This window comes from Cupriavidus sp. C3SS-1, assembly GCF_057073755.1.
This window is the reverse complement of sequence record NZ_CP172700.1, coordinates 43,089-66,086: the sequence shown is the minus strand read 5'-3', so window position 1 is coordinate 66,086 and position 22,998 is coordinate 43,089. Positions and strand designations below refer to the sequence as shown.

Sequence of the window (22,998 nt, the reverse complement as noted above, 5' to 3'; positions counted from 1 at the left end):
GGATATTGAAAACACGCTACGATCGCGCATCCCCGCGGTCGTGCCATCACACCATATGCTTGTGAACCCAGCGCCACCGGACCCCACCTTTGCGATCTCCACGCGTGTGCGCATCGAGCGCGAATCGCGCGAGTGGTCGTTATCGGAACTTGCGGAACGCTCCGGCGTGTCGAAGGCCATGATCAGCAAGATCGAGCGCGGCGAAGCGAGTCCCACCGCGACCGTGCTGGGAAAACTATCCGGCGCGTTCGGCCTGCCGCTTTCCATGCTGCTCGCGCTGGCCGAGCAGGCCGGGGAGCGCCTGAGCCGCGCCGCGGACCAGCCGGTCTGGACCGATCCCGAGACCGGCTACACCCGGCGTGCGGTCTCGCCGCGCAGCGGCAGCCTGCTTGAACTGGTAGAGGTCACTTTGCCCCCGAACGCGCGCATTTCGTATCCGTCATCCGCGTTCACGTTCATGCATCAGCAAATCTGGGTGCGCCATGGCGCGCTGGTGTTCGAGGAAGGCGCGATCATGCACGAACTTCAAGCGGGCGACTGCCTGCAACTCGGGCCGCCCGCGCCATGCACCTTCTTCAACCCGGGAAAAAAACCCTGCAGCTACGTCGTGGCACTGGTCCGGCGCTAGGCACTGGCCGCCCCATGTCGCCTCGGGTACATCGAGCTGTCCCTGATCCCTTGTGAGGGTTAGCGAGCACTATCATTGGGAGGAGGGCTGTCGCGGAGAGTCGCCATGTTCGATATTGGACACGGAGTCCGGGAACTCGAAATGGCGGATCGGCATGTCAGGGATGGACGCGAGCGCGTTCGGCGCCAGATCGCGCTGATCAGGGCGTTGCAGGACAACGGGCATGACACCGAGCTGGCACGCAAGCTCCTCGCGGTGCTCCGCAGCTCGGTCGCGGTGACGCGACAACACCGGGCGCTGATGCTGGAAATCCTGGCCGATCACAACCACCGGCGCCCGGACGGCATGGCGAACGCCGCCCGGGCGCCGCAGCAACCGCGCACGGAGCCCTGACCGACGCGAGCGCGGCACGGCCGCCCACGCGGCGTTGTGCCGCTATCGGGTCTTGTCTGACAGACGGCGGGCGCCAAGGGCTACTGGAGTTCGCTGCACCGCTCCGTCCGCGCCATGAATGACCAGCTCGACCTTGTCCTGCCGGGCCTTGACCGAGCCCGCGGCGATCGCCTCTTCTTGTGACGGGTAATGCGAGGTCGCGCCGTCGGTGCCCTCCACCGCGACAGCCCATCCGTTATTCCGGGTCGGGACGATGTGAACGTTGTGCGTTTCCATGCTATCTCCTGCTGTTCGCGGCGGTCGGGGCGAGGCCCCGGCGTGCACCGGTCCATCCTTTTTTCGCCGGCATGTAGGTCGTACAGACCTGATATTCAAGACGATGCACGCCTGCGCATCGGCACCGGCGCCAACGCTTCGCCCCTCGCCCAACATCCTGCCGGGGTGAGCCTTTGCCGCGGAAGCGGCCCGGGGGCTTCCCTTGCGTCATGGCGATCACTCGCTTGAGGGACGTATGTGGGACGCTTGTGCAAAGAGCATGCCGCGACGCCCGGCTTGCGGTTCGGAACGGTTGATGCGGTGCCTGGTGTATCCGCCTATCGGAGAACGACATGCGAGAGACACGCGCCACCGCGGGTAACGAGGGCGCATCCAGTCGAAGCCAGCATGAGACATCGGAGTTCGAATGGCTCGATCGCGAGATCGAGAAACTGCGCGCCGACATCCGGTGGCAAATCGGCCATATCCGCGCTGTTCAAGGAAAGGGATACTCGTCCCATCTGCAGGAGTTGGTGTTGCGCTTGCTGTGCCGCACGCTGGGAGAGGAGCGACGGTACAGGAAAATGCTGGTCGATCTGGCTGCGGCACGTGACCGCTTCAGAGATGCCAGGATCGGCAAGGCTAGCAAATCTACCTAAGAGCAATCCCTACAGGCGAAACAGGCCCGACAAACGTAGCATTAAAGGGCGCATTTGTCGGAAGGGGTGCATCATGCGTCCATACTATGCGACTGAAGCGGACTGGCCGGATATCGAAGCCCTCTTGCGTGCCTCCAGCCTGTCCGCCGAGGGACGCCACGACCACATCACACAGTACATGATTGCTCGCGACAAGTCGGGACTGCTCGGCTGCGTGGGCATGGAGCGATACGAAACGACCGGCGTGCTTCGCGCGCTCGCTGTTGCGCAACGCGCAAGATCGGCTGGGCTGGGGGAACTCCTTCTTTCCGCTATCGTTGCCGATGCCCGGCAGCAAGGTATCGAGACGATGGTGCTACAGACCACGACTGCGTCGGGCTATTTTGCGCGTCTGGGCTTTGCGCCGATTGGCATGGCTGACCTTCCGTCTTCGATCGGCCCCGCGAACGAAATGGGCCACGGCTCGGACGAGATTGGCACGCTGATGCAAACGGCTTTATAAAAAGCCGGCGTCTGTGAAGGTGAAGGCTCGCCCCCTGGAGAAGCTTAAAGACCTCAGGTCTTTGCAGCCAACACGGAGTCCGGTTCGCGGCGAAAACTGATGGCAAGCCGGTTATAAGCGTTCATCAGGGTGATCGCCACTGTGAGGTCACGCCGACAGCGATTGAACACCAGGTTCCGGCCGCCTGCGATCACTTGCAACAGCTGATCCGCAAGTTTTCGTAGCGCAGCCGACGCGTTCGTTTGAAACGGGCAAGTCCCGTAAAGCCGCCTCGGATAATTGAAGCCAAGAAGGCACCAGGTGGCGCGCCGGACAAAAGAGGAAAGGCGACCCCTACATTGGAGAAACCCACTTATGTAGGGAAGAGTTTTTAATGTTCAGAACAGCTTTTTGATGTGCAAACCGGCTTTTAAAGTCCGCGTTCAGCTACCTCAACCAGCGCCTATACTTCATCCCACCCTTCACCCCCTGCCAAACCATGGAATACACCCCAGGCATCAGCCAGCTGGCCAGCCTTTTGGCCGACCCCGGCCGCGCGGCCATGCTGTGGGCGCTGATGGATGGCAGCGCGCGGCCCGCCGGCGAACTGGCGCTGATCGCGGGACTGTCCGCGTCATCGGCCAGCGGGCACCTGGCCCGGCTCAGCGAAGGCGGACTGCTCGCCGTGGAGACGCGCGGGCGCAACCGCTACTACCGGCTGGCTGCGCCCGAGATCGGTGTCGCCATCGAGGCGCTGGCCTCGGCCTCGCTGGCGAGCCGGCCGCCGCGGCTGCGCGACGTGCCGGTGTCGCGTACCGCGCCGCCTGCGCTCAGGCAGGCGCGCACCTGCTACGATCACCTCGCCGGCGAACTCGCGGTAGGGCTGTTCGACCGCATGACGCGCGCGGGCTGGCTCGTGCTCGACGGCAACGCCGTGGACCTGAGCGGCGATGGCATGCAGGCGATGTCGCGGCTGGGGATCGACGTGGGCGCCGCGCGCCGCAAACGGCGCCAGTTCGCGTGTACCTGCCCCGACTGGAGCGAGCGCAAGCCGCATCTTGGCGGCGCGCTGGGCGCGGCACTGCTTGGCACCCTGCTGCAGCGCGGCTGGGTCGAGGCCACGCCGACATCGCGCGCGCTGCGGGTCACGCCGCGCGGCCAGCGCGAGATCGGCGGCATCGCGCGCTGAATAGCAAGAACCAAACAAGGAAACAGAACATGGTCACACCACTGGACGACGATAAACAGGACGCCATCCACCGCTTCTTCGCGCTGATCAACCTTGGCGACATCGCCCAGACCGAGGCGCAGGTGGCGCTGTTCTCCGACGCGCTGCTGGACGCCGAGGACGACGACACCGAGGGCCAGGAACTGCTGTGGGTGATCCGCGAGGTGATCGACTGGCAGTCGGGCTTCTACGTCGACTGGAAGGACTGCGAGTCCTTTATCGGCTGCATGAACCAGCTGTGCGAGCGCATGGACCTGGAGGTCGACTGGGGTACCGACGATCCCGAGGACGAGAGCTTCCTGGAAAACACCAGCGTGGCCGAACTGATGGAACTGGCCCACCAGCAACTGCGCGTGGCCGGCTATACGCTGTGGAACTGGGACACGGACGGCGACGCCTACGGCGGCTGGATCACGCGTAGCGAGGATGACGAAGACATGACGGATATCGCCGAAACGCTCGGTCTCGCCATCCGACCCGGCGACCAGCCTTACTGAAGGGCTAGATCGGGTCAACGCCTTGATACCGATGGTTCTTATCCTCTGATTTGCTTTACCGGGTCACGAAGATAATCGCACGGGAAAATGCAGGCACGGAAAGCGACGGCTTTGAATAACCGGGGCCTTTTGATGCGCGAATCATTTGTCCATCGTTTAAGAGCGACCTAGACTAAACGGCGGGTCGCTCCTTCGGGGGTAGGGAGTCGAAGGCAGGTACAGCCCATGGAAGCGACTACTGTGAAGTCCGCTCATGCACTGCCCATTACCAGCGCCCCCGGGGCGCAATACAGATGAAAATGAAAAAGGAGAAGAATATGATCCGGTTCAACGTCCTTGCCAGTGCCCTGGTCATCGCCGCGGGCCTGGCCAGCGCGAGCGTCGGGGCACAACAGCCCACGCCACCGCAGGCACCGGCGGCCGCTCCGGCGTCGCCACCGACCGCGGACGTCAACGAAGTTCCCCAACCGCCTGCGGGAATGACGCCGGGCGACCGGAAGAAGTGGTTTTCCGACCGTTTCAAGCAAGCCGACACCAACCATGACGGCAAGCTGACCCGCGACGAAGCCCAGGCCGGCATGCCCGAGGTCTACAAGCGCTTTGACAAGATCGACACCCGCAAGCGCGGTTACGTGACGGAGCGCCAGGTCGGCGCGGCCTGGTCGAAGATGATCAAGGACGATATGCAGAAGAAGAACCCGATCGTCAACTAGCCATCGGTGATCGGTACAGGCCGGAAATCGCTCCCCAAGGCGATTCCCGGCCCGCGAGATTTCATGTTCGCATCGGGCGCGGTTTTCTCGCTGCGCCATTGTCCACACTGTGGGACAATCGGGCCGCAAACGCCCCCGCCACCTCAGCCAGAGGATGACCGCAATCTTCAGGGGCGCCGCTGACGCCGGAGCCCCCGCATGAAGACAATCGAATGGAAGGACTGGGAGATTTTCTGCCGCGTGGTGGAAGGCGGCGGCTTCACGCAGGGGGCCGAACTGGCCGAGGTGCCCAAGTCATCGGCCAGTGCCGCGGTGGCGCGGCTGGAGAGCCAGCTTGGCGTACGCCTGTTCGAGCGCACCACGCGGCGCGTGCGCGTGACTGAACGCGGCCAGCGGCTCTATGAGCGCGTGGCGCCGCTGTTCGCCGAGCTGCATGAGATCAGCGCCGAAGCGGCGTCCGTCAGCAGCGAAGTCAGCGGCGTGCTGCGCATCTCCACGCCCTACGAAGTCGGGTCGCAGCACCTGTCCGAGGGGCTGAGCCACCTGATGCGGCTGCATCCACGCCTGCGCATCCATGTGGATGTCAGCTGGGACCAGCCCGACCTGATCCGCCACGGCTACGACCTGGCCTTCGTCATGACCAACACGCGGCTGCAGGACACCTCGTTCGCCAGCAAGCGCGTCGTGCTGATCGAGCGCGGCTTTTATGCCGCCCCTTCCCTGATCCGCGACCGCGGCCTGCCGCGCACGCCGCAGGACCTGGCCGGCTGGCCGACGCTCGGCAACGCCGACGACCATATCTGGGAATTCCTGCGCGACGATATCGAAACCGCGCGCCTGGATGTCGAGCCGCGCATCTGCACGCATAACGCCGAACTGCGCCTGAAGGCCGCCATCGATGGCCTGGGCGTCGCGCGGCTGTCGCCACGCTTCGTGCAGGAGCAGATCCGGCAGGGACAGCTGGTGCGCGTGCTGCCCGCCTATGCGTCTTCACCGCTGAAAGTCTATGTGCTGATGCCCGCGCGCAAGCTGATGCCGGCCAGCGTGCGCGTGTTCCTGGATGTGCTGGAACAAACGCTAGGCGTGCCCGAGACGCGGCGGCCGGCGGCCAGGAAACGGGAGACGGTACAGGCCTGACACCGGCCTGCCCCAAAGCCTGCTCAATCCCCGAACACCACCACCGAGCGCGCCAGTTCGCCCCGGCGCAGTTCATCGAACGCGCCGTTGATCTCTGCCAGCGGCAGGCGCCGCGAAATCAGCTCGTCGAGCTTCAGGCGCCCCGCCATGTAGAAATCGACCATGCGCGGCATGTCCACCGGAAAACGGTTGGACCCCATCAGCGAGCCCTGGATCTTCTTCTCGGAGAGGAAGTCGCTGCCCTTGAGCTCGATCTTCACGCCTGGCGCGATCATGCCGATCACCGTGGCGGTGCCGCCGCGGCGCAGCATCGCGAAGGCCTGCTCGGTGGTCCGCTTGAGGCCGATGGCCTCGAACGCATGATGCACGCCGCCGCCGGTCAGCGCGCGTACGGCATCCACCGTATCGTCGCCGGCCTCCACGACGTCGGTGGCCCCGAACTGCCGCGCCAGCGCCAGCTTGCCCGGCACGCGGTCGATGGCGATGATGCGCCCCGCCCCGGCAATGGCCGCGCCGTTGATGGTGGCCAGCCCGATGCCCCCGCAGCCGATCACCGCCACGGTTTCGCCCGGCTGCACGCGCGCGGTATGCACCACCGCGCCAAAACCCGTCGTGACGGCGCAGCCGATCAGCGCGGCGCGGTCCAGCGGCATGTCGCGGCGGATGGCCACCAGCGTGTGCTCATGCACGAGCATCTGCTCGGCAAAGGCGGAAAGATTGAGGAACTGGTTCATCAAGCCGCCGTGGCGGGCCGTCAGGCGCGGGGCCTCGTTCTCGCCGCGGCGCGTATCGGGCTCGGTGCACAGCGACAGGTGGCCGGTCAGGCAGTGCTCGCAATGGCCGCAATAGGCCGACAGGCAGCTGATCACGTGATCGCCGGGGCGGACCGTGCGCACCAGCTCGCCGACCTGCTCCACGACGCCGGCGGCCTCGTGGCCGAGCACCGCGGGCATGGGATAGGGATAGGAACCGTCGACGAAGTGCAGGTCGGAATGGCACACGCCAACAGCTGCGGTGCGCACCAGCACCTCATGCGGGCCGGGCTTGCCGATGGCAACGTCTTCGATCACCAGGGGGGACTTCGGTTGATGCAGGACAGCGGCTTTCATGGATCTCCTTGCGTGCGGGCCGCGCGCGATGCTGCCGGAAAGCAGTACGGACGGCCGTCAGTGGGTTCCGGGGCGCAGCGGCCGACATTACCGCCGATCGGAGATTCATGTAAGACGCTGCGCAGCATCCGCCTCCCGCTCAGAGCTCTTCCTTGATCGGGAGCACGCGCAGGACGCCGATCCCGAAATGTTGGAGCGGACCCATTCCCGGTTCGCTGTCGTAGGTCTTCAACTGGCCCTGCTCGCGCGTGACCCAGACCAGGTGGCGTGAACTGCCGTCCGGGTTCTGGCGCAGTTCGAGCCGATATGCGATATCGAGCAGGCCATCGTTCATGCCCTTCAGGATGCGCTCGGCCAGCGCCGCGCTGTCCAGCACCACGCCCATTTCGGTATTGAGCTTGGCCGAGCGGGGATCCATGTTGAGCGAGCCGATAAACACCAGGTGCCGGTCGACGATGTAGTTCTTGGCATGCAGGCTGGCGCGGCTCGAAGCCAGCCACGTGCGCGAACGCGAGGCGGAGACGGAGCCGGAGCCGGCGCCCTTGCCGCGCTGCGCGAGTTCGGCATTGGCGCTCGGCTTGAGTTCGTACAGTTCGATGCCGGCCGCCACCAGCGCCTCGCGATGCGGTGCGTAGCCCGCATGCACGGCGCTCACATCGTTGGCCGCGAAGGAGTTGGTCAGGATGCGCACGTGGATGCCCCGCTTCGCCATGGCACTGAGCCACGCCTCGCCGTCATCGTCCGGCACGAAATACGGCGACACCAGCACCACCTCGTTCTTCGCGGCGCTGATCAGGCGTTCGAGGCGAACCGTGGCATAGCCCTCGCCCTCGGTCTGCGCGCTGATCTTGTCCGCCTGGTCGGATATGACGGTGGCCTTGCCGGTATAGGCCGGCATGTGGCCGCTTTCGATACCCTTTGCCAGGCCCGAGTCGAGCAGCTCCTGCACATAGGCACTGGCCTTGGCCTGGTCGCCCCGCGCCTCGAGCCGCTTGCGCAGGGCGCGCATTTCCTCCGGCGCTTCCTTGCCTTCCGGGACCAGCGCCGCCACGGGATACGACGACCGGTCATTCCAGTACTGGTCAAACACCGCCGACACTTGCGGCACCGCCGGCCCCGCAATGAGCACATCGAGGTCGCTGAAATCCATGTCGGCGCGCGCGGAGAAATAGGCGTCCCCGATGTTGCGGCCGCCCACCACCGACATCTGGTTGTCCACCGTCATCGACTTGTTGTGCATGCGGCGGTCCAGCCGGCTGAAGCTCCACAACATCTCCAGCCAGCGCGCACCGCGATTGGCGAACGGGTTGAACAGCCTGACCTCGATATTGGGATGCGAGTCGACCGCGGCCAGCACCTTGTCCAGGCCGGCGGTATGCAGGTCGTCCAGCAGCAGGCGCACGTGAACGCCACGGTCGGCGGCGTCGATGATGTCGCCGAGCATGGCGGCGCCGGTGCCGGTGGGCTCGAAGATATAGGTCTGCACGTCCAGGCTGCGCTGCGCCCCTCGCGCCATGGCCAGACGCGCGGCAAGCGCGTCGGGGCCCGTCGACAGCGGGTAGAACAGGGAATCGCCAGGATGCTGCGCCAGGCGCGGCGCCAGCGCCTTGCCCAGCGGCGTGTCCGCGGTCGCGGCCGCGGCCGGGGCGGTCGAAGGCGTGCGCTCCGCCGAGGCCGGCAAGCTGGCACAGCCGGCCAGCACACCCGCGCACGCGACGGCGGTGGCAACGGTGGCCAGGCGCCGCCAACAGGCTTGCCAGGCGCGTGCCCGCCCCGGCATGGGTGTCTGCAGGCGCGACGCATCGCAGTTCAGGCGCATTGGGTTATCTCCGCGGCACGGCACAGGCGCCGGCTCGCCGCAACGGCGTTCGTGTCCGATATCTCTCAAGATACACCGCCGCGGACGGGCAGAGGTAGCCACCGGGCCACATTGCGGCGCAACATGCCCACGGCGTGCGCGCCAGGTCCGTGCACGATGTGCACAGTCTAGGTCGCTTGCCGCGGCCCGTGACAACACACCCACGGTGGTTTCATCAAGTTTGTGTTCCTTCCCGCTTGACGCGGACCCCTGCAACTGGGCATCATTCGCATCTTCTTAAATGCGAATCACTCGCATTTATATTGTCATTTATTATCCGAATGCTCCGTCAGTCCAGCCGTGCCGCCAAACGCCCGATGTCCTTGCCCCATCGCCACCAGCTTGCCGCCCTGGCCCAGCTTGCTGTCCTGACCGGCTTCCCGGCCGGCACTACGCTGGCACGGGAGACAGCGCCGGCCAATGCCCCGTCGCTGCCGACCGTGACGGTCAGCGCCGCCGCGGTCGACGATGCCGGGCTGCAGCTCGACAGGAAAACGAGCACGGGCGCGCTGGGCTCGCGCACGCAGCTCGATACGCCGTACTCCACCACCATCGTCACCGGCGAGGACCTGGCCGACCGCCAGGTCAGCAAGCTCGGTGATGTCTTCGCAATGGACGCGTCCGTCACCGACAACAGCAACGGCTACAACAGCTGGTCCAGCTACGTGTCGGTGCGCGGCCTGCAGATCGACTGGCAGAACGGCTACAAGATCAACGGGCTGCCGTTCATCGCCTATGGCATCACGCTGCCGTACGAGCACCTGGAACAGGTGGAACTGCTCAAGGGCTTGCCGGGCTTCATGTACGGCTTTGCCACGCCGGGTGGCATCGTCAACTACGTCACGAAGAAGCCGACCGAGACCTTCACCGCCGCATTCGAGCTCGGCTATCGCGCCGCCAATGTCTGGAGCGAGCACGTGGACGTCGGGGGCCGCGCGGGCCCGGACAATATGTTCGGCTACCGGCTCAACTACACGCACGAAGAAGGCGCGCCCTACAACGCGCGCGACATCAACCGCGACACCGTCTCGCTGGGCCTGGATGCGCGCCTGACCAAGGACCTGACCTGGACCTTCGACTCGATCTACCAGGACCGCCGCTCGACCGGCCAGATGCCTTCGTTCAGCTTGTGGTCCTACGGCGACACCGCGCTGCCCGCCAACGTGTCCGGGCGCATCGGCAATTTCGCCGGCACCGACCAGCACCTGAACACCAACCTTCAGCTCTACACCACGGGGCTGCGCTACCAGATCAATCCGGACTGGGCGGTCAGCACCAACTACAGCTTCAACAAGGTCAACCGCAACCGCAACGAGAGCACCTACAACCTGCTGAACCAGGCCGGCGACTACACCGACCAGCGCTACGACACCGCGCAGAACCAGCAGGTGGGCCAGTGGCATGCGATGCTCGAAGGCAAGTTCCGCACCGGCCAGTTCGGCCACCAGGTAGTCGCGGGACTGTCGTGGCAAAAGCAGATCGACCGCTATGACAACAACGGCTTCGGCGGCCAGATCGGCACGGGCAATATCTACGCGCCGAACACCAGCACCTACTTCAGCTCGACGGCCTTCAACAAGGTGCGCAACAGCGACATCACGCAAAAGTCGGTCTTCGCCAGCGACACCGTGCAGCTCACCGAGCGCTGGTCGGTGCTGGCAGGCCTGCGCGTGACCAACTTCGAGCAAAACGGGTATGTACCGGTGGCGTCCAGCTACACGAAGAACGGCGTGATCACGCCGACCCTGGCGCTGATGTTCAAGCCGGTGGCGGCCGCCACGGTCTACGCCAGCTACGTCGAAGCCCTGGAGCCTGGCTCGATCGTGCCGGATGGCTTTACCAACGCGCGCCAGCTGCTCAGCCCGATCCGCAGCAAGCAGTATGAGCTTGGCGTCAAGGCCGACCAGGACAGGTGGAGCGCCACCGCCGCGCTGTCCCGCATCGAGCGCGGCGCGGAGTACGACAGCGTCAGCGGCGGCGTGCCGACGCGCCAGCAGGACGGCACTTCGATCTACCAGGGCGTGGAACTGGCCGGCGTGTACCGCCTGGGCCCTCAGTGGGAATTCGGCGGCAGCGCGATGTTCCTCGACACCTACTATGACAAGGGCAACCCGAACGCCGACAACCGCGTGGCCGGGGCGCCCAATATGGTGCTGGCCGGCCGCGTGAGCTACCGCGTGCCGTTCGTGCCGGGGCTGCGGGTTGGCATCGATGGCAAGTACACTGGCAACATCAAGGCCAACGCCACCAATACGCTGCAGGCGGGCGGCTATACGGTGTTCAATCTCGGGGCTACCTACAGCACGCGCGTGGCTGGCAAGGACGTGACGCTGCGTGCGGCGCTGAACAACGTGACCAACAGGCAGTACTGGGGTTTCCAGTATGAGAACTACCTGCAGCCGGCGGATCCGCGCAGTGTCAGCCTGACGGCGCGCGTGGCGTTTTGAGTGTTGCGAAGGTTGGGGGCGGCGGGGTGTGCATGGCGTGACCCGCGATTTCGCCTGGGTTAAAGAGGTTCTTCGGCGAATTGTGAGGAGGTGGTTCCTGGCAGGGCGACTGTTTCGCCGGCGTAGCCGGCGAGTCACTTTTGTCCGAGCGACAAAAAGTAACCAAAAAAAAAAGTGACCCGCGTGCAGAACGGCAAAACATTGCGCCCGTATAACGCTCGGGAACTAGACTGGTTAGCGTAGCGACGGGGGCTGTCGCCCCCTGCCGGAGACGCCCATGTCTGACCCCGCAAACCGCGCAATCCCCGCTTCCCACCATTCCACGCTCGCGTTCGGCCGCCTGTACGCCGATGCATCCGGTGAATCGCATTTCGGCGCGTTGTCGATGGAAATGTCCGAGCGCAATTTCGCGCCGCCTGCCCCATCGTTCTGGGTTTCACCGATGCCGCCTGCCGTCCGCCAGGGCTTCCTGGTTGTGCCTGCCGGCTGGGCAGGAGACCTGCATCCGACGCCGTTGCGGATGTGGATGTTCATGCTGGACGGAGAAATGGAGTTCGAAGCCTCCGACGGCGAACGCCGTTCGCTGGTCCCCGGCAGCGCGCTGCTGCTGGAGGATACGACTGGCAAGGGCCATCGCAGCCGCGTGTTGGGCGGCCTGGTTGCAACGGTGGCCGTGGTGGAACTGCCCTCGGCGCAACCATAAGGCCACCAGACATGGCCCCGCCGGATATCCCGCCGCAGATGGTGCCCGCAGGCTATCGCCAGGGCATCATCACGGCCATCACCGTGCTGCTGGGCTTTTCGCTCGCCTTCTGGCGCTTCTGGGGCTTCGAGAGTCCGGGGCACTGGAACGCGCGCGCGCTGTTTGCCGCGCTTTCACTGGTCGGGGCGGTCGTCTTGCAAATCGTGGCACTGTTCCGCGCCTTGCGCATTGAGGACGATGCCGTCAGCGAGTATCGGCAGACCGTGCGCTGGTTCATCGCGTCGGCGGCGGCGCTGCTGCTCGGGCTTGCAATGGCCATGCTGGACGCCGCGCGCGGTTAGCCGGCGGACCGAACGCGCCGCCGTCAAGCGAAGGCAGCATCGCGCCATGAATGGCGGGGTTTCTCGGAGCAAATCTGATGAATATGTCGCAACGCCGTCGCGGCGGGGCAACGAAGTCATGACTCGCGTCAGGGCCTTGCGGGGGTCGGCCGCCGCACCCGTGCGAAAATACGGCTTCGCGCATCCGCAGTTGCAACCGCGAATTGCGCACCGACTGAGTTTTCCCGGAGGACGGCGCATGTATCGCGGCGAACGATTCAACGGTTACAGCCACCTTGCCGGTGCCATCCTGGCAGCCGCCGGCATGGCGGTGCTGGTGACATCCTCGGCCCTCTACCACGACGCGTGGAAGGTCGTCAGTTCCGTGGTCTACGGCACCACGCTGGTTTTGCTCTACACCATCTCCACGCTGTACCACAGCCTGCGCGGCCCGGCCAAGGACATATTCCAGCGGCTCGACCATTGCGCGATCTATTTGCTGATTGCAGGCAGCTATACGCCCTTTGCGCTGGTCACGCTGCGCGGGCCGTGGGGCTGGGCGCTGTTCGGCATCAACTGGGGACTCGCGGTGATCGGCATCGTGCAGGAACTCTGGATCGGCCGGCGCACGCGCGTGTTTTCATTGTCGATCTACGTGGTGATGGGATGGCTGGTGCTGATCGCGTTCCAGCCGCTCGCGGCCGCGTTGCCGGCAGCGGGCTTGTGGTGGCTGGTGGCGGGCGGCGCGCTCTATACGGCCGGCATCGGGTTCTTTCTGTTCGACGAGAAGGTCCGGCACTTCCACGGCATCTGGCACCTGTTCGTGCTGGCGGGCAGCACATGCCAGTTTGTCAGCATCCTCTGGTACGTGGGCTGACGCGGCCGGCTAGTAGACGTCGCGCCGGTAGCGGCCCTGCTCCGAGAGCCGGCGCAACGCCTCCGCGCCGAGCAGATCGGCCAGCGCATCGTTGACGCCGCCTGCCATGCCCTGCAGGCTGCCGCACACATAGATGGCCGCCCCGGCTTCGACCCATTCGCGCAGCAACCGCGTACGCGCGCGCAGCGCATCCTGCACGTAGCGCACGGCGCTGCCATCGCGCGAATAGACAAGATCCAGCCGCTCCAGCACGCCGTCGGCCTGCCACGCAGCCAGTTCATCGGCAAAGAAATTGTCGTGACGCGCCGAACGCTCGCCGAAGATCAGCCAGTTGCGATGCCGTCCGGCCAGCGCACGCGCCTTCAGATGTCCGCGCAGGCCGGCCAGCCCCGTCCCGTTGCCAATCCATATCAGCGGGCAATCCTCGGCCGGAGGATGGAAGCTGCGATTGGTGCGGATGCGCAGCGCAATGCGCGCGCCCACGGGCGCATGGCTGGTCAGCCACCCTGACGCCAGCCCGAGCCGCCCATCGGCATGCCGAGCCTGCCGCACCAGCAATTCAAGCTGCCCGTCCTGCGGCAGCGAGGCAATCGAATACTCGCGATGCGGCAGCGGCGACAGCGCATCGACAAGCTTTTGCGGCGGCACGGCGCGCATCGTCGCCAGGTGCGCTTCCGGCAGCAGCAAGCGCGTGGCGAGCGCTTCCGACAGCGACATCGCCTGGCCATCGCAGCGGACGGGCGTGGCACCGTCCATCGCCAGCTTGTCGAGCAGCTTGCCGATCTCGGCGGGATCATGGCGGGGGCCGATCTCGGCGATGTCGCCGGGCTGCCAGTCCGGCACGGCGCCCTCGGGCCCGAGCACGAGGTGAAACGCCGGCGCGCCCTGGCTGCCGGGATTCAGGTGATGGCGCGCCGAAAGCTGCCACTGGCCGTAGCGGGGACGCTCCCAGTCGGCGATCTCCGCGCCGCCGCTGAGCGCCGACAAGTGGTTCTGCCAGTGGCGCAGCGCGCCGGCATCGCCATTGTCGACCTCGATCAGGTCGAACAACGGACGCGCATGATGGCGCTGCAGCCAGTCGGACAGCACGTGGCCAAACGCGCAGAAGCGCGCGTAGCTGCTGTCGCCAAGGGCCAGCACGCCATAGCGAAGCTGCCGCAATGCATCCGGTCCTGCGCCGGCGAGCAAGCGGCGCGCAAACCCCGAGGCGCTGTCCGGCGCATCGCCTTCCCCGGTGGTGCTGACCACGAACAGCGCCTGCCGGAAACTGGCGAGGCGGCGCGCATCCAGGTCCGCGAACGAAAGCAGGTGCACCGGCATGCCGGCCCCCTGCAGCGCCGTGGCGGTCTGCATGGCCAACTGCTCGGCAAAGCCGGTCTGGCTGGCATAGGCCACCAGCGTGGCATCGTTCCGGTCCGTGTCCGGGGCAAGCGACGAGACGCGTGCGCGGCGACGGCGGTGATGATCGAAAACCGCACCGCAGAAGCCCGCATAGGCGAGCAACACGCCTGCCGCCATGCCGATGCGCGAAGCGCTCAGCATGGCCAGGCAGAGGCCGGACACGGCGGCCAGCCAGCATGTGATAGAGCGATTCAAGCCAGCATCGCGGCGAAGGCCGGGGAAAGATGTTCATCAAAGCCGCCTGGCGTGCGCACCAGGAATCGTGCGGCAATGCCATGCCGGCGAGCGTGCTCCATGCCGGCCTGCGGGCCAAGCACGGTCAGGGCGGTCGAAAGCGCATCGGCCATCATGCATTCGGCATGCAACACCGTGACCGAGGCCAGGGCATGGCTGGCGGGATAGCCGGTACGCGGGTCGATGGTGTGCGCATAGCGGCGGCCTTCGCTGTCGAAGAAGCGCCGGTAGTCGCCCGAGGTGGCAACCGACAGGCCGTGCAGCGCCACCAGCGTCTGTTCCTGCGTGGCGGCGCCACCGCCAGGCGGCGTTTCCAGCGCCACCCACCACGGCATGCCGTCCGGCTTGACGCCGTGGCCGCGCAGTTCGCCGCCGATTTCGGTCAGGTGGTGTGCCACGCCGTGGGCTTGCAGGTACTGCGCGACGGCGTCCACCGCGAAGCCCTTGGCAATCGCGCAGAAGTCGAGCGATACGCCGCCGGGCTGCAGCGCGCGACCACCGTCGGCATCGAGCTGGACACGGCCCCAGCCGCATTGCCGTCTGGCCTGCACAACCTGGTCGTGTGCCGGCGGCACGCTGCGCCGCGGCGCGGGGCCGAAACCCCACAGGTCGACCAACGGCCCGGCACTCGGATCGTAGGCGCCACCGCTGTCGCGAGCCATCTGCAGCGCGCAGGCGAGCACGCGCAGGCAGTCAGCCGGCAGCGCGACCCACGTACCGGCGGCAGCGCGGTTGAAGCGGCTCACGTCCGAGCCCGGCGCCCAATTGCTCATCTGCGCGATCACGCCATCGAGCACGGCGCGGATGCCCCGCTCCATCACGTCGGCATCGGCCTGGGCCGGCAGCATGGCCACCACCGACCACGTCGTGCCCATGGTCTCGCCGGCCCAGCGCTGCGCGCGCGCCTGCACGCCGGGTGGCACCGGCGGCGCGGACAGCGATAGCGGGATCAGGACGCGGTTCAAGCTGGCAAACCCTCCCGGCCGCTTATTGCGGGAGCACTTCGAGCGTCACCGCGTAGGTAGCGCGGCGGGTCTTGGCGGCCTTGACCGAGGTCTTCTCGTCGCGGACCTCGGCTTCCATCCAGTACATGCCCGGGGCCGGCCACTTGACGCTGAACTTGCCGTCGGCGTCGGTGGTGGCGCTGAACTCCTGCAGCTGGTCGCGATAGCGGATGCCGCCCGGCACCACGGCCACCTTCAGGTTGGACGCCGGCTTGCCGTCCAGCAGCAGGCGGAAGCTCGCCGTGTCGCCGGCCACGAGGTCGTTCGGATGCGTGATCGGGGCCAGTTCCAGGCCGCGGCCGCTGGCGGCCAGGCCCTTGCTGCTCGGCTTGCCGTTGGTGACGAAGGATTCGACACGGCCTTCGGCCTGCGTCACCTGAAGGTCCGTCGCGTTAGCGGGCACTTCCTTCGCGAACGCCTCGGCCGTGCCGCGCCAGCGCTTGGTCTGGCCGTTTTCCTTGTAGCTCGCGAACAGGCCCTGGTTGAGCACCGCCACGCGGTAGGTGCCTGGCTGGGCCAGGTGCACGTCGAAGGTGCTGCGGTAGCGGCCGGTGGAAGCGTTCTCGGCCTTCACGGCGCCGCCGTCCGGGCCGGTCACGACCAGGTTGTCCAGGCGCAGCGGCACGTGCTCGAAGTAGAACAGGTCATTGGAGACCGCGGCATCCACGGTCACCCAGGTGTCGTTGCCGGACAGCACGGTGGCCGAAGGCAGCAGCCACTGGCGGTGCGCATGGGCGGCCAGCGGGGCCAGGGTCGCCAGGGCCAGCACGGCCAGGCGGGTGGACAGGCGCGATCGGAAGGTCTTCATCGTCGGTCTCCGGTTGGAATCAGTGCATCCCTGCATCAAGGCTTCAGGTCGACGCTCACGCCGCCCAGTTCATGCTCTCCCTTGGCGCGGGCGGTCCGGGCCGATTGCGGCGGCCAGGTGAACGGCACGCGCACAAGTTCGCGGCCGCCCACTTCGCGCGCGGCTTCGACCACGAGCTGGTAGTCACCGGCCGGCAGCTTGCCAAGCGGCGCCTTGCTGTCCGTAAAAGTGAGCGTGTGCTCGCCAGGTGCGCGCGTGGCGCCGGAAATGCCATCGGCGGGCATTTGCGTGTCGCGACCGGCCTTGCGCCACCACTGGCGCATGTCCTTGAGCCACTTGGTGCCTTCCTTGTTCTTGACGTCGTACCAGACCGCCAACGTCGATACCGGGCTCTGGTCGGCGCGCTCCACCCAGACCGAGACATAGGGGCGGTGATACTCCGCCACGTTCAGGCGCGGGATTTCCACCTTCACATTCATGTCGGCCGCGAAGGCGGGGCCGGCCAGCGGCACGGCGGCCATGCCGGTGAGGGTGACAGAGAGCAATCGGCGCATATCGGAAAACCTCGTCAGGAAGATGCAGGAAAGATGGATACGGAGCCGGTCGATCGGGTCAGTGGATGAACAGGATGGCCAGCAGCAGCGGCACCACCAGCCCCAGTCCCACCAGCGGCCACGTGGCCACGCGGCCGGCGGCATGCAGCTTGAGCAGGAACAGGCCGGTCACGCAGAAGACCACGCAGGCCAGCGCGAACACATCCAGGAACAGGCTCCACGCGCGGCCGGTGTTGCGGCCCTTGTGCAGGTCGTTCAGGTACGAGATGGCGCCACGCGTGGTGGTCTCGTATTGGGTCTCGCCTGTATCCAGCGCCAGGCTGACCCAGGCGTCGCCACCCGGACGGGGCAGCGAGACGTAGACCTCGTCGGCGGACCATTCCGCCTCGCGCCCGCTGGCATCGATATCGAGCTCGCGCGACAGCCAGTCGCCCAGCACAGGCGGCACGACACTCTTGGCATCGCGCCCGCTGCCCGAGGCCGCCGGCATGGCAGATTTCAGCGCCGAAAGCAGGCTCGCCGGCGCGGTGGACTGGCGCGTCACCACGCTGGGCGACGCCTCGATCTGGGCCGCATGGTTCAGCGTGAAGCCGGTCGCGGCGAACAGCAGCATCCCGACCAGGCAGATCGCGGAACTGATCCAGTGCCACTGATGGAGATGCTTGAGCCAGAAGGCACGTCGTTGCTGGCCGGACGCCGGCTCGGTTTCGGTCATTGCGGTGGACGGGCGGCGCAGGCCGCGCAGAGACTGTGACACAGGAGTCACAAATTAATCGCGAGCAAAAAGGATAATCGTTCTCATTTAAAATCGCAACGAGACGATGCCGGCGACTGTTTACAGCCCGTTACAGCAAGTGATGGTTGGTGGTGGTTGGTGGGCGGCCTGCGCCGCCATGGTGTGAGGCAAACGCTCAGGCGTTCGCGTCCGGCGCGGGAAGATGGTCGAGATAGCCACCGACCACACGCTCCAGCGCGCCGAGCTTTCCGGTAAAGAAGTGATTGGCGCCCGGCACCACCACGACGGGCATTTCTTGCGGCCGGGCCCAGTCCAGCACTGCGCCGAGGGTCACCCGCTCGTCCTTCTCGCCATGCACAACCAGCGCGGTAGATGGGACCGTCGGCGTCTCATAGCTCCGGTGCCCGGGAATGGTCCCCCACGGCATGCCGGCGAGGATCAGGTGCGGGCACTGCAGCCCCTCGCCGCGCAGCGCTTCCACCGTGCGCGCCATAACGTACGCGCCGAATGAAAATCCTGCGAGGACCAGAGGCAGTCCCGGGTATGCCTGTCGAAGGTGATGGATGACGACAACCGTGTCGGTGGTCTCGCCCTCTCCGTTGTCATGCTCGCCCTCGGTATCGCCCACGCCGCGGAAATTAGGCCGCACGGCGACATAGCCTCTTGCGGCCAGGGCCTTCGCGAGCACGTGCGGAACCTTGTGCGTGGCCGTGCCGCCCTGCAGCGGATGCGGGTGCCCGATGACGGCGATCCCATGTGCCTCCGTGCGGGGCGTATCGACGATCAGCTCGATCCTGCCCTTCTCGCCCGCCACGAACATCTTTCCTGCCTGCAATGCCATGCCCTTCCCCACGAATCGCTAAGTCTGATGGTTGCTGCCGCGCCAGGCGGACCAGACGCGATGGTACAGGCTGGCGCCCTTCGCTGCTTTCGCGCCACGCTCGGGAAAGCGCCGCGAAGTGGCGTTGCGAGACGGGCCATTTCGCTACAATCGTCGCCACCGCGCGGCCCTCCAGCGGCTCCACGGACACGACCCCACAGACGCAATCAGGCGATGGACATCAAGCACCTGCAACTGTTATCCGACATCGTCGAAGCCGGCAGCCTGAGCAAGGTCTGCGCGTCGCGCGGCATTGCGCAGTCCGCGCTCAGCAAGCACATTGCGGGAATGGAGAGCGAGTTCGGCGCGAAGCTGTTCTATCGCACCGGGCGCGGCGTGGTGCTGACGGAGTTCGGGCAGTCGATCATGCCGCGCGTGAAGACCTTGCTGGGCGAATTCGAACTGCTCAGGAACGATATCCGCGACCGGGCCGAAGTCCCGAGCGGGCCCGTCAGGCTGGCCTTGCAGGCGTCGATCACGCAGCAGATCGTCGGCCCGCTGTTCCAGATCGTGCGCGCGGATTTCCCTAAGATCGAGCTGCGCCTGATGGAGGGGTTCGCGGGCAATATCGAAGAGGCGCTGGCCAGCGGCCGCACCGACGTGGGCGTGTTCTCGCGCTACGGCGAGCGTATCCACAAGACCGACGAAAAGCTCGCCACCGACGAGCTGTACCTGATCGCGCGGGCCGGCGACCCGAATGTCGCCAAGCCAGGCTGCCGGTTTGCCGATGCCGCGGCGCTGCCGCTCGTGCTGCCCGGCGCGCCCGACGGCTTCCACATGATGCTGCTGGAAGAGGCGAAGAAGGCGGGCGTCCACCTGAACACCCAGATCGAGGTCGATTCGCTGACCGCCATGCGCGAGATCGTCGCGAATGGCGCCGCGTACACGATCCTGACGCGGCAGGCCGTGGCCGTCGAGATGCAGCTCGGACGCATTGCCGTGAGCCGCATCATCGATCCGGTCCTGACGCGCACGCTGGTGCTGGCCACCAGCACGCAACGTCCGCTGACCTACGCCAGCCGGACCGTGATCGACCTGATCCGGAAGCTGACGCGCAAGGACTGAGCCCGAATCCCGTTCAGTTCAAGGCAAAGGCCGTGCGGACGACGCCCAGGCCCGCGATGGTGGTGTCGATAATATCGCCCGGCGCAACGGTCACCATCGGGCCGAGCGCGCCGGTCATGATGACGTCGCCCGCGTGCAGCGGCCGGCCCACTCCGGCCATCTTGCGGGCCAGCCACAGCGCAGCGTTGAGCGGATGGCCCAGGCAGGCCGCGCCCACGCCGAGCGAAACCACCTCGCCCTTGCGCTCCATCAGCATGCCGCACGTGCGCAGGTCCACTTCCGAGAGCTTCTTCGGCTGCGTGCCGAGCGCGTACAGACCCGATGACGCGTTGTCCGCCACCGTGTCGAGCAGGCGGATATCCCAGTCACGGATGCGGCTGCCCACGATCTCTACGGCCGGCAGCACATAGGCAATGGCCGACATCAGTTGCGACAGCGTGACCTGTTCATGCTTCAGGTCACGCTCCAGCACCACTGCGACTTCGGCTTCCACCTTCGGCTGCAGCACGCGCCCGAGTGCCACCTCTTCGTCGGGCGCGAGTTCCATGTCGGCGAACAGCATGCCGAAATCGGGTGCGTCGACGCCAAGCTGCTGTTGTACGGATTTCGATGTCAGGCCGATCTTGCGGCCCGTCAGCCGCCGCCCGGTATCAAGGTAGTAGGCCGTATTGATGTCCTGAACCGCATAGGCGCCCTCCACGCCCATATCGGCCAGTGCTTCACGCACCGGCGCGATCGGCTGGCGCTCCTGTGCCGCATCGCGCAGCGACGTGGCCAGTCTTTGCAGGATGGTGTTATCCGTGCTCATGTTCGATCTCACAATGCAGGGGTCAGGTTGTCGGTGCTCGCGAACACGAGCTTCCAGGGCTTCATGACGATGCCCCTGAACAGCGACGCTTTCGCGAACGGATCATTGGCCGCTAGCTTGCTGGCCTCGTTTTCATTGGCGGCCTCGTACACGAACAGGGCGCCGCTGCCGTCGGCGAACGGGCCTGCAATGACCAGCCGTCCGCGTTGCAACAGGTCCTGCAGATAAGCGCGATGGGCGGGCCGGAACTGCGCGATGCGCTCGGGCTCGTTGGCGTACTCGACGAAGGCTGCGAATTTCATGGGGCGATCAGTGATGGAGGAAACCGGTGGAGATCCAGGGCACGGCCGCGACCACGACGGCGCCGATGAACAGGAAAGTCATGTAGCGCCAGATATGGCGCACACCCTCGCTCGGCTTGGTGCGGCTGATGGCGCAGGCGGCGTAGTAGCCAACCCCGAACGGCGGCGCGAACAGGCCGATGCCCATGGCCAGCACGACGACCATCGAGTAATGGACGTCATGGATGCCAAGCTGGCGCGCGATCGGGAACAGCAACGGCCCGAACAGCACGATGGCGGGAATGCCTTCCAGCACGCTGCCCAGCAGCACGAACGCGATGATGGAGACCGCCAGGAATGCCGGCGCCCCGCCTGGCAGCTGCGCCATGGCCGCAGCCAGATCGCCGGAGAAGCCGGACTGCGTGAGCGACCACGCCATGCCGGTGGCAGTGCCGATGATCAGCAGGATCGCGCCCGACAGCGCGGCCGTATCCACCAGCGCCGGCCAGAGCTGCCGCAGGTCCAGCTTGCGGTACACCAGCAGGCCGACGATCAGCGCGTAGACGATGCCGATGGTCGAGACCTCGGTCGCCGTTGCCACGCCTTCCACCACCGCGGCACGCACGACGAAGGGTAGCGCCAGCGCGGGCAGTGCCACCACCAGGCTCTTGCCGATCATGGCGCGCGTGGCTTTCGCACTGCACGCGGCGCCCGACTTGCGCGCCTTCCACCAGACCACGAGACCCAGCACCAGTGCCAGCACGATGCCCGGCATCAGGCCCGCCGTGAACAGGTCGGCAATCGAGATGCCCGTGACGGACCCGATGGTGATCAGCACCAGGCTCGGCGGCACCGTCTCGGTCTGCGCGCCGGTTGCGGCGAGCAGCGCCACCATGTCGCCATCATCGGCGCCGCGCTTCTTCATCTCGGGAAACAGCGCAGGCGCCACAGCCGCCATATCCGCCGCCTTGGAGCCCGAGATACCGGAGACGAGATACATCGCCCCGATCAGCACATACGACAGGCCGCCGCGGATGTGGCCGAGCAGGTTGGCCAGGAACTGCACCATGGCGCGCGCCATCGACGTCATCTCGATCAGCACGCCGAGGAACACGAACATCGGCACCGCGAGCAGGATCAGGTGCGACATGCCTTCATCCATGCGGCCGATCACGACGATGGTCGGCGTCGACGTGGTCAGCGACAGGTAGCCAAACGTGGCCAGGCCGAACGAAAACGCGATCGGCACGCCGGTGAAGACCAGCAAGCCCACGATGCCGACGAAGAAGACCAGCAGGTTGGCATTGCCGAGCCCCTGGAACACCGGCTGCAGCATGACCAGGACACCGACCACCGCGCCGCACGCAAGCAACGACAGCAGCGCCATCCGCAAGCTCGACGTGGACAACAGACGCACCACGCTCATCAGCAGGATCAGCGCGATGCCGAGCGGCAGCGCGGCGGCACGCCAGGCGTTGGAGATATCCAGCGCCGGCATGGTCACCGCCGCTTCCTCGCTCGCGAATTCCCACGCCGGATGCGCGACCAGCGCGAGCCAGGTCAGCGCGGCCACGGTCGCCACGAGTTCGAACACGGGCCGCCACTTCGGTGCCGCCGCGTCGACGAGCGCGGTCATGCGCATGTGGCTGCCGCGCCGGAACGCGACTGCGGCACCGAGCATGATGAGCCAGATAAACAGCAGCGAAGCCAGTTCATCGACCCACACCAGCGGCGTGTGCAGGACATAGCGGCTGAGCACGCCGCTGAACAGCACGCCGACCTCGGCCACCACCAGCAGCGCGGCCGGCACTTCGGTCATCACACCCAGCGCCTTGTCGGCAAGCCGCAGTATGCGTGCGGCGGTGCCGCCCGGTAGCGCCCCCGCATCGGGCTCCATGCGCGGGGCGTTGATATCGACCATA

26 protein-coding genes are annotated in these 22,998 nt (G+C 66.2%); 13 read left to right on the top strand and 13 right to left on the bottom strand.

Annotated elements, in window-relative coordinates; genetic code table 11:
- The first annotated feature begins 55 nt into the window (after window positions 1–55).
- Window positions 56–628 (top strand): helix-turn-helix domain-containing protein, encoded by a 573-nt coding sequence (locus ACIGJC_RS16270; protein WP_483712998.1) that lies wholly within the window; start codon window positions 56–58, stop codon window positions 626–628.
- Between the two features lie 105 nt (window positions 629–733).
- Complete coding sequence (locus tag ACIGJC_RS16265) at window positions 734–1,021, top strand: hypothetical protein (RefSeq protein ID WP_483712997.1); 288 nt, start codon at window positions 734–736, stop codon at window positions 1,019–1,021.
- A 42-nt stretch (window positions 1,022–1,063) separates the two neighbouring features.
- Here ACIGJC_RS16265 and ACIGJC_RS16260 read toward each other — a convergent pair whose 3' ends face one another.
- Window positions 1,064–1,297 (bottom strand): DUF2188 domain-containing protein, encoded by a 234-nt coding sequence (locus ACIGJC_RS16260; protein WP_483712995.1) that lies wholly within the window; start codon window positions 1,295–1,297, stop codon window positions 1,064–1,066.
- A 332-nt stretch (window positions 1,298–1,629) separates the two neighbouring features.
- On the opposite strand from ACIGJC_RS16260, the gene ACIGJC_RS16255 reads away from it, so the two are divergent.
- The gene (locus ACIGJC_RS16255; RefSeq protein ID WP_483712994.1) at window positions 1,630–1,935 is read left to right on the top strand and encodes a hypothetical protein; all 306 of its coding nucleotides are present in this window, start codon (window positions 1,630–1,632) and stop codon (window positions 1,933–1,935) included.
- Between the two features lie 124 nt (window positions 1,936–2,059).
- On the top strand, window positions 2,060–2,437 hold the full coding sequence (locus ACIGJC_RS16250) for a GNAT family N-acetyltransferase (protein ID WP_483712993.1): 378 nt from the start codon (window positions 2,060–2,062) through the stop codon (window positions 2,435–2,437).
- Window positions 2,438–2,490: 53 nt separating this feature from the next.
- On the opposite strand, the gene ACIGJC_RS16245 is transcribed toward ACIGJC_RS16250, so the two are convergent.
- Entirely contained in the window at window positions 2,491–2,637 is a 147-nt protein-coding gene (locus tag ACIGJC_RS16245; protein WP_483712991.1) for a hypothetical protein, read from the bottom strand.
- 278 nt (window positions 2,638–2,915) lie between these two features.
- Between ACIGJC_RS16245 and ACIGJC_RS16240 the strand changes: the two genes are divergently transcribed.
- The 4 genes from ACIGJC_RS16240 (at window position 2,916) to ACIGJC_RS16225 (ending at window position 5,991) form a co-directional block, all read left to right on the top strand.
- Window positions 2,916–3,605, top strand: coding sequence for an ArsR/SmtB family transcription factor (locus ACIGJC_RS16240; protein WP_483712990.1), 690 nt, complete (start codon window positions 2,916–2,918; stop codon window positions 3,603–3,605).
- A gap of 29 nt (window positions 3,606–3,634) precedes the next feature.
- Window positions 3,635–4,141 (top strand): DUF6630 family protein, encoded by a 507-nt coding sequence (locus ACIGJC_RS16235; protein ID WP_483712988.1) that lies wholly within the window; start codon window positions 3,635–3,637, stop codon window positions 4,139–4,141.
- Window positions 4,142–4,458: 317 nt separating this feature from the next.
- A complete protein-coding gene (locus tag ACIGJC_RS16230) occupies window positions 4,459–4,854 on the top strand; it encodes an EF-hand domain-containing protein (RefSeq protein WP_483712987.1) in 396 nt (131 codons plus the stop codon).
- Between the two features lie 198 nt (window positions 4,855–5,052).
- Window positions 5,053–5,991, top strand: coding sequence for a LysR family transcriptional regulator (locus ACIGJC_RS16225; protein WP_483712986.1), 939 nt, complete (start codon window positions 5,053–5,055; stop codon window positions 5,989–5,991).
- 23 nt (window positions 5,992–6,014) lie between these two features.
- On the opposite strand, the gene ACIGJC_RS16220 is transcribed toward ACIGJC_RS16225, so the two are convergent.
- Both ACIGJC_RS16220 and ACIGJC_RS16215 read right to left on the bottom strand, forming a co-directional pair.
- Window positions 6,015–7,100, bottom strand: coding sequence for a Zn-dependent alcohol dehydrogenase (locus ACIGJC_RS16220; RefSeq protein ID WP_483712985.1), 1,086 nt, complete (start codon window positions 7,098–7,100; stop codon window positions 6,015–6,017).
- Window positions 7,101–7,239: 139 nt separating this feature from the next.
- Window positions 7,240–8,919 (bottom strand): phospholipase D family protein, encoded by a 1,680-nt coding sequence (locus ACIGJC_RS16215; protein ID WP_483712983.1) that lies wholly within the window; start codon window positions 8,917–8,919, stop codon window positions 7,240–7,242.
- A gap of 320 nt (window positions 8,920–9,239) precedes the next feature.
- On the opposite strand from ACIGJC_RS16215, the gene ACIGJC_RS16210 reads away from it, so the two are divergent.
- The 4 genes from ACIGJC_RS16210 to trhA all read left to right on the top strand — a co-directional run bounded on the left by ACIGJC_RS16210 (window position 9,240) and on the right by trhA (window position 13,305).
- On the top strand, window positions 9,240–11,405 hold the full coding sequence (locus ACIGJC_RS16210; RefSeq protein WP_483712982.1) for a TonB-dependent siderophore receptor: 2,166 nt from the start codon (window positions 9,240–9,242) through the stop codon (window positions 11,403–11,405).
- A 277-nt stretch (window positions 11,406–11,682) separates the two neighbouring features.
- Window positions 11,683–12,108: a cupin domain-containing protein gene (locus tag ACIGJC_RS16205; RefSeq protein ID WP_483712980.1), complete on the top strand. Its 426-nt coding sequence runs from the start codon at window positions 11,683–11,685 to the stop codon at window positions 12,106–12,108.
- 11 nt (window positions 12,109–12,119) lie between these two features.
- Window positions 12,120–12,449 (top strand): hypothetical protein, encoded by a 330-nt coding sequence (locus tag ACIGJC_RS16200; RefSeq protein ID WP_483712978.1) that lies wholly within the window; start codon window positions 12,120–12,122, stop codon window positions 12,447–12,449.
- 238 nt (window positions 12,450–12,687) lie between these two features.
- A complete protein-coding gene (gene trhA / locus ACIGJC_RS16195; RefSeq protein WP_483712976.1) occupies window positions 12,688–13,305 on the top strand; it encodes a PAQR family membrane homeostasis protein TrhA in 618 nt (205 codons plus the stop codon).
- A gap of 9 nt (window positions 13,306–13,314) precedes the next feature.
- Here trhA and ACIGJC_RS16190 read toward each other — a convergent pair whose 3' ends face one another.
- The 6 genes from ACIGJC_RS16190 to ACIGJC_RS16165 form a co-directional block, all read right to left on the bottom strand.
- Window positions 13,315–14,847: a sulfite reductase subunit alpha gene (locus tag ACIGJC_RS16190; protein ID WP_483714437.1), complete on the bottom strand. Its 1,533-nt coding sequence runs from the start codon at window positions 14,845–14,847 to the stop codon at window positions 13,315–13,317.
- A 50-nt stretch (window positions 14,848–14,897) separates the two neighbouring features.
- The gene (locus ACIGJC_RS16185) at window positions 14,898–15,905 is read right to left on the bottom strand and encodes an FAD:protein FMN transferase (RefSeq protein ID WP_483712975.1); all 1,008 of its coding nucleotides are present in this window, start codon (window positions 15,903–15,905) and stop codon (window positions 14,898–14,900) included.
- 22 nt (window positions 15,906–15,927) lie between these two features.
- Entirely contained in the window at window positions 15,928–16,752 is an 825-nt protein-coding gene (locus ACIGJC_RS16180; protein ID WP_483712974.1) for a DUF4198 domain-containing protein, read from the bottom strand.
- Window positions 16,753–16,787: 35 nt separating this feature from the next.
- Window positions 16,788–17,306 carry a DUF2271 domain-containing protein gene (locus ACIGJC_RS16175; RefSeq protein ID WP_483712973.1) on the bottom strand — a complete coding sequence of 173 codons (519 nt, stop codon included), beginning with the start codon at window positions 17,304–17,306 and terminating at the stop codon, window positions 16,788–16,790.
- Between the two features lie 58 nt (window positions 17,307–17,364).
- Complete coding sequence (locus tag ACIGJC_RS16170) at window positions 17,365–18,021, bottom strand: PepSY-associated TM helix domain-containing protein (protein ID WP_483714436.1); 657 nt, start codon at window positions 18,019–18,021, stop codon at window positions 17,365–17,367.
- A gap of 196 nt (window positions 18,022–18,217) precedes the next feature.
- The gene (locus tag ACIGJC_RS16165) at window positions 18,218–18,883 is read right to left on the bottom strand and encodes an alpha/beta hydrolase (RefSeq protein WP_483712971.1); all 666 of its coding nucleotides are present in this window, start codon (window positions 18,881–18,883) and stop codon (window positions 18,218–18,220) included.
- A gap of 213 nt (window positions 18,884–19,096) precedes the next feature.
- Here ACIGJC_RS16165 and ACIGJC_RS16160 point away from each other — a divergent pair, with 213 nt between their 5' ends.
- Window positions 19,097–19,987: a LysR substrate-binding domain-containing protein gene (locus tag ACIGJC_RS16160; protein ID WP_483712970.1), complete on the top strand. Its 891-nt coding sequence runs from the start codon at window positions 19,097–19,099 to the stop codon at window positions 19,985–19,987.
- A 13-nt stretch (window positions 19,988–20,000) separates the two neighbouring features.
- On the opposite strand, the gene mhpD is transcribed toward ACIGJC_RS16160, so the two are convergent.
- From mhpD to ACIGJC_RS16145, 3 genes are read right to left on the bottom strand one after another with little or no spacing between them, the layout of a single operon-like run.
- Window positions 20,001–20,795, bottom strand: a complete 795-nt coding sequence (gene mhpD, locus ACIGJC_RS16155) for a 2-keto-4-pentenoate hydratase (RefSeq protein WP_483712969.1) — start codon at window positions 20,793–20,795, stop codon at window positions 20,001–20,003.
- 8 nt (window positions 20,796–20,803) lie between these two features.
- Window positions 20,804–21,097, bottom strand: a complete 294-nt coding sequence (locus ACIGJC_RS16150) for a YciI family protein (protein WP_483712968.1) — start codon at window positions 21,095–21,097, stop codon at window positions 20,804–20,806.
- 7 nt (window positions 21,098–21,104) lie between these two features.
- Window positions 21,105–22,997 carry a TRAP transporter large permease gene (locus ACIGJC_RS16145; RefSeq protein ID WP_483714434.1) on the bottom strand — a complete coding sequence of 631 codons (1,893 nt, stop codon included), beginning with the start codon at window positions 22,995–22,997 and terminating at the stop codon, window positions 21,105–21,107.
- Window position 22,998: the final 1 nt, after the last annotated feature.